The sequence below is a fragment of the Polaromonas sp. genome, assembly GCF_030682935.1.
Lineage (GTDB): Bacteria > Pseudomonadota > Gammaproteobacteria > Burkholderiales > Burkholderiaceae_C > Polaromonas.
Genome location: NZ_JAUXNA010000186.1, coordinates 1 through 5,767 on the forward strand (window position 1 = coordinate 1; position 5,767 = coordinate 5,767).

The 5,767-nt window shown below is 64.8% G+C and carries 7 protein-coding genes; 4 read left to right on the plus strand and 3 right to left on the minus strand.

All coding sequences use genetic code 11. The features are described 5' to 3' along the window. From Q8K05_RS08420 to Q8K05_RS08430, 3 genes are all read right to left on the minus strand, one after another. Nucleotides 1–888: aldehyde dehydrogenase family protein (locus Q8K05_RS08420; RefSeq protein WP_305246183.1), on the minus strand; the 888-nt coding region annotated here is incomplete at its 3' end. 375 nt (nt 889–1,263) lie between these two features. Further along, nucleotides 1,264–1,995 (minus strand): alpha/beta fold hydrolase, encoded by a 732-nt coding sequence (locus Q8K05_RS08425; protein ID WP_305246184.1) that lies wholly within the window; start codon nt 1,993–1,995, stop codon nt 1,264–1,266. Beyond that, the gene (locus Q8K05_RS08430; protein WP_305246185.1) at nt 1,995–3,242 is read right to left on the minus strand and encodes a CaiB/BaiF CoA-transferase family protein; all 1,248 of its coding nucleotides are present in this window, start codon (nt 3,240–3,242) and stop codon (nt 1,995–1,997) included. Before Q8K05_RS08430 ends, Q8K05_RS08425 begins: the two co-directional genes overlap by 1 nt. A gap of 109 nt (nt 3,243–3,351) precedes the next feature. Between Q8K05_RS08430 and Q8K05_RS08435 the strand changes: the two genes are divergently transcribed. The 4 genes from Q8K05_RS08435 to Q8K05_RS08450 form a co-directional block, all read left to right on the plus strand. Continuing rightward, complete coding sequence (locus tag Q8K05_RS08435; RefSeq protein WP_305246186.1) at nt 3,352–3,909, plus strand: hypothetical protein; 558 nt, start codon at nt 3,352–3,354, stop codon at nt 3,907–3,909. A 29-nt stretch (nt 3,910–3,938) separates the two neighbouring features. Continuing rightward, complete coding sequence (locus tag Q8K05_RS08440) at nt 3,939–5,186, plus strand: MFS transporter (RefSeq protein ID WP_305246187.1); 1,248 nt, start codon at nt 3,939–3,941, stop codon at nt 5,184–5,186. Then, nucleotides 5,183–5,626 (plus strand): PTS sugar transporter subunit IIA, encoded by a 444-nt coding sequence (locus Q8K05_RS08445; protein WP_305246188.1) that lies wholly within the window; start codon nt 5,183–5,185, stop codon nt 5,624–5,626. Before Q8K05_RS08440 ends, Q8K05_RS08445 begins: the two co-directional genes overlap by 4 nt. Then, the coding region (locus Q8K05_RS08450; RefSeq protein WP_305246189.1) for an HPr family phosphocarrier protein at nt 5,595–5,767 on the plus strand (173 nt) is incomplete at its 3' end. The genes Q8K05_RS08445 and Q8K05_RS08450, both read left to right, overlap by 32 nt.

The following is a 5,767-nucleotide window of genomic DNA, read 5'->3' on the forward strand; positions in this document are numbered from 1 at the left end:
GTTGAAGGCGAACAGCACCAGCCCTTCAATCGCCTTGTCCAGGAATGCATCGTCCTTGTCCATGATGTCGGCAAAGAACACATTGGGCGACTTGCCACCCAGTTCCAGCGTGGCGGGGATCAGGTTGTTGGCCGCGGCCTGGGCGATTACGCGGCCGGTGGAGGTGGAGCCGGTGAAGGCGATTTTGGCAATGCGCTTGCTGGTGGCCAGCGGCATGCCGGCTTCACGGCCATAACCGTTGACGATGTTGAGCACGCCGGCGGGCAGCAGGTCGGCAATCAGTTCGGCCAGCACCAGCAGGCTGATGGGGGTGGATTCGGCGGGTTTGAGCACCACGCAATTGCCGGTGGCCAGCGCCGGGGCCAGCTTCCATGCCGCCATCAGGATCGGGAAGTTCCACGGAATGATCTGCCCGACCACGCCCAGCGGCTCCTGGAAGTGGTAAGCCACGGTGTCGCCGTCGAGCTCGCTCAAGGAGCCTTCCTGGGCGCGTATGCAGCCGGCAAAGTAGCGAAAGTGGTCAATCGCCAGCGGGATGTCGGCGTTCAGCGTTTCACGGATGGGCTTGCCGTTGTCCACGGTTTCCGCGTAGGCCAGCAGTTCCAGATTGGCTTCCAGGCGGTCGGCAATCTTGATCAGGATGTTGGCGCGCTCGGTGGGGGAGGTTTTGCCCCATTTGTCGGCGGCGGCATGGGCGGCGTCCAGCGCCAGCTCAATGTCTTCGGCGGTGGAGCGGGCGGCTTGGGTGAACACCTTGCCGTTGATGGGGGTGACGACGTCAAAGTAAGCGCCCTTGACCGGGGCCACAAACTGGCCGCCAATGAAGTTGTCGTAGCGGGTTTTGAATGCGATTTTTGCGTCGGGCGTACCGGGGGCTGCGTAGATCATCGGGTCTCCTCGTTATGAACGATGGTTGAATGCGTGTCGGAAGTGGTATCCCTTGCGGGTCACCTTACTTCTCAAGTCCTGTGCCAGCGCGGGTAGGCCCGGCAAGCGCCTTGATTCAATTGGACTTTTCGCATTTTTGACCGGGGGCATTGGCCAGGCCCGCTGTCCCGGCCAATGCGCCATAACGCCACACCTGTCACAAAACAACACAGTGGCGCGCAGGCGGGGCATCCGCTGTGCCGAAAAATCCGGCTGCCAGCGAATGGGAAGACGAAATTTAAGGAAAAAGTGCCTATAGCCCAATAGAATAGGGTGCTATTAGCTATAAAAATAGTAGCAATTGGCGGTCTGTGAGGCCTGCTCGGCCGCTGTGGTTCACGCCGCGCAGGCGCGCAAAATTTCCGTCAGCGCTGCCGGCGCGCTGACCATGGGGTCGTGGCCGGTTTTCAGCTCGACGATTTTCGAGTTGGGCAGCCAGGCGCCGCCCCAGAATGTCGGGTCCTGGGCGCGCAGGCGGCTGGGCGCTATGGTGGCCAGGGCCGGCTCGGTGCAGCTGACAAAGGTGCGCGGCACGGCGGCAACGCGTTGCACATCGAAGGCCAGCGGTGCCTGGTAGGTGTTGCCGGGCTGCGGCGTCTGGCGGCGCTTGACCCAGGCGTGGTCGGCGCCCGTCAGTCCAAACACCTCGGGGTCGGGCGGCGGAAAGCTGAAGCGGGTGGTGGCGGCTGCTGCGGCCAGGCGCTGCTGCTGCGTGGCCGCCGACTGGGTGCTGCTCCAGCTTTCGCCCGGCTGGGGCAGCACTGCATCGACATAGACCAGATGCTTGAGGTGCTTGCCGAGTCGGTCCGCCACGGCGGTGCCAATCATGCCCGCGTAAGAATGCACGGCCAGCACCACGTCGTGCAGTTCCTCCACTTCAATGGCGCTGATCACGTCATCGATGTGGGTGTCCAGTGTGATCGCGGGCGACAGCAGATGGGCGCGCTCGCCCAGCCCCGTCAGCGTCACGGCATGCACGCGGTGGCCGTCTTTTTGCAGCGCCGTCGTGACGCGCTGCCAGCACCAGCCGCCGTGCCAGGCGCCATGAACCAGTACAAAATTTGCCATCAAATTGCTCCTTGGTGTTTCAGTTCGGCCAGTTGCGCGTCGGAGTAGTTCAGCACGCTGCGCAACACGTCGTCCGTGTGCTGGCCCAGCAGCGGCGGGGGCAAGCCACCGCTGCCCGGGCCGCGCACGGGCGTGGCACTGAGCTTAATGGGGCTGGCCACCAGCCGCAAGTCGGCTTTGACCGGGTGCTGCCATTCGGTGACCATGTGGCGCGCTTCGATTTGCGGGTCGGCAAACACCTCGGCCAGGTTGTTGATGGCGCCGCACGGCACCTTGGCCGCTTCCAGCGCAGCCAGCCAGTCGGCCTTGGGGCGGGTTTTCATCACCGCTTCAAGGATGGGCACCAGTTGCGCGCGGTTCAGCACGCGGTCGCGGTTTTTGGCAAACAGCGGGTTCACGCCCAACTCGGGGATGTCGGCGACCTTGCAGAATTTCACATACTGCGAATCGTTGCCCACTGCCAGGATCAAGTGGTCTTTGCCGCCGTCCGGCGCCGGCGCGACCTCGAACACCTGGTAGGGCACGATGTTCTGGTGCGCATTGCCGACGCGCTGCGGCACCTTGCCGCTGACCAGGTAGTTGGCGCCCAGGTTGGCCAGCATGGCGACCTGCGTGTCGAGCAAGGCCATGTCCACCTGCTGGCCTTCGCCGGTTTTCTCGGCATGGCGCAGGGCGGCCAGGATGCCGACGGTCGCGTACATGCCGGTCATCAGGTCGGCCACGGCAACGCCGACTTTTTGCGGGCCGCCGCCCAGGTCATCGCGCTCGCCGGTCACGCTCATCAAGCCGCCCATGCCCTGGATCGCGTAGTCGTAGCCGGCGCGGTCGGCATACGGCCCGTTCTGGCCAAAACCGGTGACCGAGCAGTAGACCAGGCGCGGGTTCAGGCTTTTAAGCGACGCGTAATCGAGGCCGTAGCGCGCCATGTCGCCGACCTTGAAGTTCTCGACAAACACATCGCAATGCAGGGCCAGTTCGCGGATCAGCGCCTGGCCGGCCGGCTGGGCGATGTCGCAGGTCACGGAGCGCTTGTTGCGGTTGGCGCCCAGGTAGTAGGCGGCTTCGTGGGTTTCAACGCCTTCATCGTCCTTCAGAAACGGCGGCCCCCAGGTGCGGGTGTCGTCGCCGGTGCCGGGGCGCTCGATCTTGATGACGTCAGCCCCCAGGTCGGCCAGCGTCTGGGTACACCACGGGCCCGCGAGTACGCGCGACAGATCGAGAATGCGTATGCCTTGAAGAGAGTTCATGGGGCTTATTTTGCCTTCAGTGGCGCGTGCCCAGGCTGACGGCGGCCAACCGATGCCTGTAAAGTCCAAGGCTTGCCAAATGGGTGGCAAATTGATTCAAAAGGTTTTTGTGCGCTCCCTGTCCCGACCCCTGACTCTTTTACCTGCCGGGTTGGTCGCCTGGCTGGCGCTGGCCGCCTGCAGCCCGGCCCTGAACTGGCGCGAGGTGCGCCCCGACAACACCCGGCTCAGCCTGCTGCTGCCGTGCAAGCCCGACAAGGCCGAGAAAATCGTGCCGCTGGGTGGCCAGCCGACGACCCTGACCCTGCTGGGCTGCGATGCGGCCGGCGCCACTTTTGCCGTGGCCGTGGCGGACCTGGGCGACCCAGCGCGGGCCGCCCCCGTGCTGGCCCAATGGCAAAGCCTGACGCTGGCCCACATGAAGGCCGGGCCGGTGGGCACCGGCGCCGGCACCAGCCAGCTGCTGCCGCTCAAGCTGCCGGGCGCGGCGGCCCAGCCTGCTGCGGTGCGCGTGGTGGCGCAGGGGCAGCGCGCGGACGGCACGGCCGTGAGCGGGCAGGCCGCCTACTTTGCCCAGGGCTCGCAGGTGTTTCAGGCAGTGATTTATGCGAAAGAGATCACGCCCGAGGCAGCAGAGACCTATTTTTCCAGCCTCAAATTCCAGTGACCGGCCCGCTGATGCCTGAACCGGCGGAAATGGCCCATAAGGCCCATCCGGACCGGCTGGACCGCAAAGCCGGCGCGCTGGTTTTTCTGGCCTTTGCGGCCGCCTATTTCTGCTCGGCGCTGGTGCGGGCCATCACGGCCACGCTGTCACCGGTGCTGACGCAGGACTTTTCGCTGCAGGCCAGCGACCTCGGCTTGCTGGCGGGCGGCTATTTTCTGGGCTTTGCCGCGACCCAGTTGCCGCTGGGCGCCTGGCTGGACCGCCATGGCCCCAAGCGCGTGATCCTGTGGTTTCTGAGTCTGGCCGTGCTCGGCTGCCTGGCGTTTTCGGCGGCCAGCAGTTTTGCCTGGCTGCTGGCGTCGCGGGTGCTGGTGGGCATGGGCGTCAGCGCCTGCCTGATGGCACCGCTGACCGGTTACCGGCGCTGGTTTGACGCGGCGACGCTGCTGCGGGCCAATTCGTGGATGCTGATGACCGGCTCGCTCGGCATGCTGGCCTCGACGCTGCCGGTGCAGTGGCTGATGCCGCTGACCGGCTGGCGTCCGCTGTTCTGGATTCTGGCGGCGCTGCTGCTGCTGTCGATGGCGGGGATTGCGTGGCTCGTACCCGCATGGAAGGCGACCCCCACGCTTGCAGCTTCAAATTTGCCGCCCGCGCCAGCCAGCTACGCGCCGGTGTGGAAAAGCCGCTATTTTCGCAAAATGGCGCCGCTGGCTTTCTTCAACTATGGCGGCATGGTGGCGATACAAACACTGTGGGCGGGGCCCTGGATGGTCAGGGTGGCGGGCTACAGTCCGATCGAGTCGGCCACTGGTCTTTTCTACCTCAACGCGGCCATGCTGCTGACCTTTTTGATCTGGGGCCTGGTCACGCCCTGGCTGGCGCAGCGCGGCTGGAGCGCGACGCGCCTGATCGGCTGGGGCGTGCCCCTGAGCCTGCTGGTGCTGGCCTTCAATATTCTGGCAGGCGCGCACACGGGCTGGCTGGGCTGGGCGCTGTTTTGCGTGACGTCGAGTGCCATGGGCCTGGCCCAGCCGGCCGTGGGCATGGCTTTTCGGGCCGCGCTGGCCGGGCGCGCCTTGTCGGCCTACAACCTGGTGATTTTTGCCGGGGTGTTTGTGGTGCAGTGGGGCATCGGGCTGCTGGTGGACGCGTTTGCAGCCCTGGGTCTGGGGACGGTGGCGAGTTTTCAGGTGGCCATGGGCGTATTTTTGTGTTGCTGTATCGCCTCATATGCCTATTTTTGCAGTGTGAACGCTGATAATTCACCGCAATGAACGGCATTTTCATCATCGCCCACGCGCCCCTGGCCTCTGCCTTGCGCCAGTGCGTCCTGCATGTTTTTCCGGACAATGCGGCGAGCGTGGTGGCGCTGGACGTTCAGCCCAACATGCCGCCGGAAGAAACGCTGGCCCAGGCGCGCATCATGCTGAAACAGCTGGGCACGTCGCGCGCGCTGGTGCTGGCGGATGTGTTTGGTGCGACGCCCTGCAATGTGGCCGCCAAGCTGGTCGATGGCGTGAGCACCAAGCTGATCGCCGGCGTCAATTTGCCCATGTTGCTGCGTACCGTGTCCTACCGCAAGGAGTCGCTCGACGCCCTGGTGGCGCGCGCGCTGGTGGGGGGCGCGCAAGGCGTGATGCAGGTGGCCATCACCGCACCACAAAATCAGGTACGCAAAAATCATGATCAAGACCAGCACGAACATCAGCAATAAACTGGGCCTGCACGCCCGCGCTTCGGCCAAACTCACCAAACTCGCCGGCAGCTTTGCCTGCGAGGTCTGGATGAGCAAGGGCGAGCGCCGCGTCAACGCCAAAAGCATCATGGGCGTGATGATGCTGGCGGCCGGCCTGGG

Coding starts and splice junctions, on each gene's coding strand:
- Q8K05_RS08440 (WP_305246187.1), top strand. CDS start 3,939: ATGGCCCATAAGGCCCATCCGGACCGGCTGGACCGCAAAGCCGGCGCG.
- Q8K05_RS08425 (WP_305246184.1), bottom strand. CDS start 1,995: ATGGCAAATTTTGTACTGGTTCATGGCGCCTGGCACGGCGGCTGGTGC.
- Q8K05_RS08430 (WP_305246185.1), bottom strand. CDS start 3,242: ATGAACTCTCTTCAAGGCATACGCATTCTCGATCTGTCGCGCGTACTC.
- Q8K05_RS08445 (WP_305246188.1), top strand. CDS start 5,183: ATGAACGGCATTTTCATCATCGCCCACGCGCCCCTGGCCTCTGCCTTG.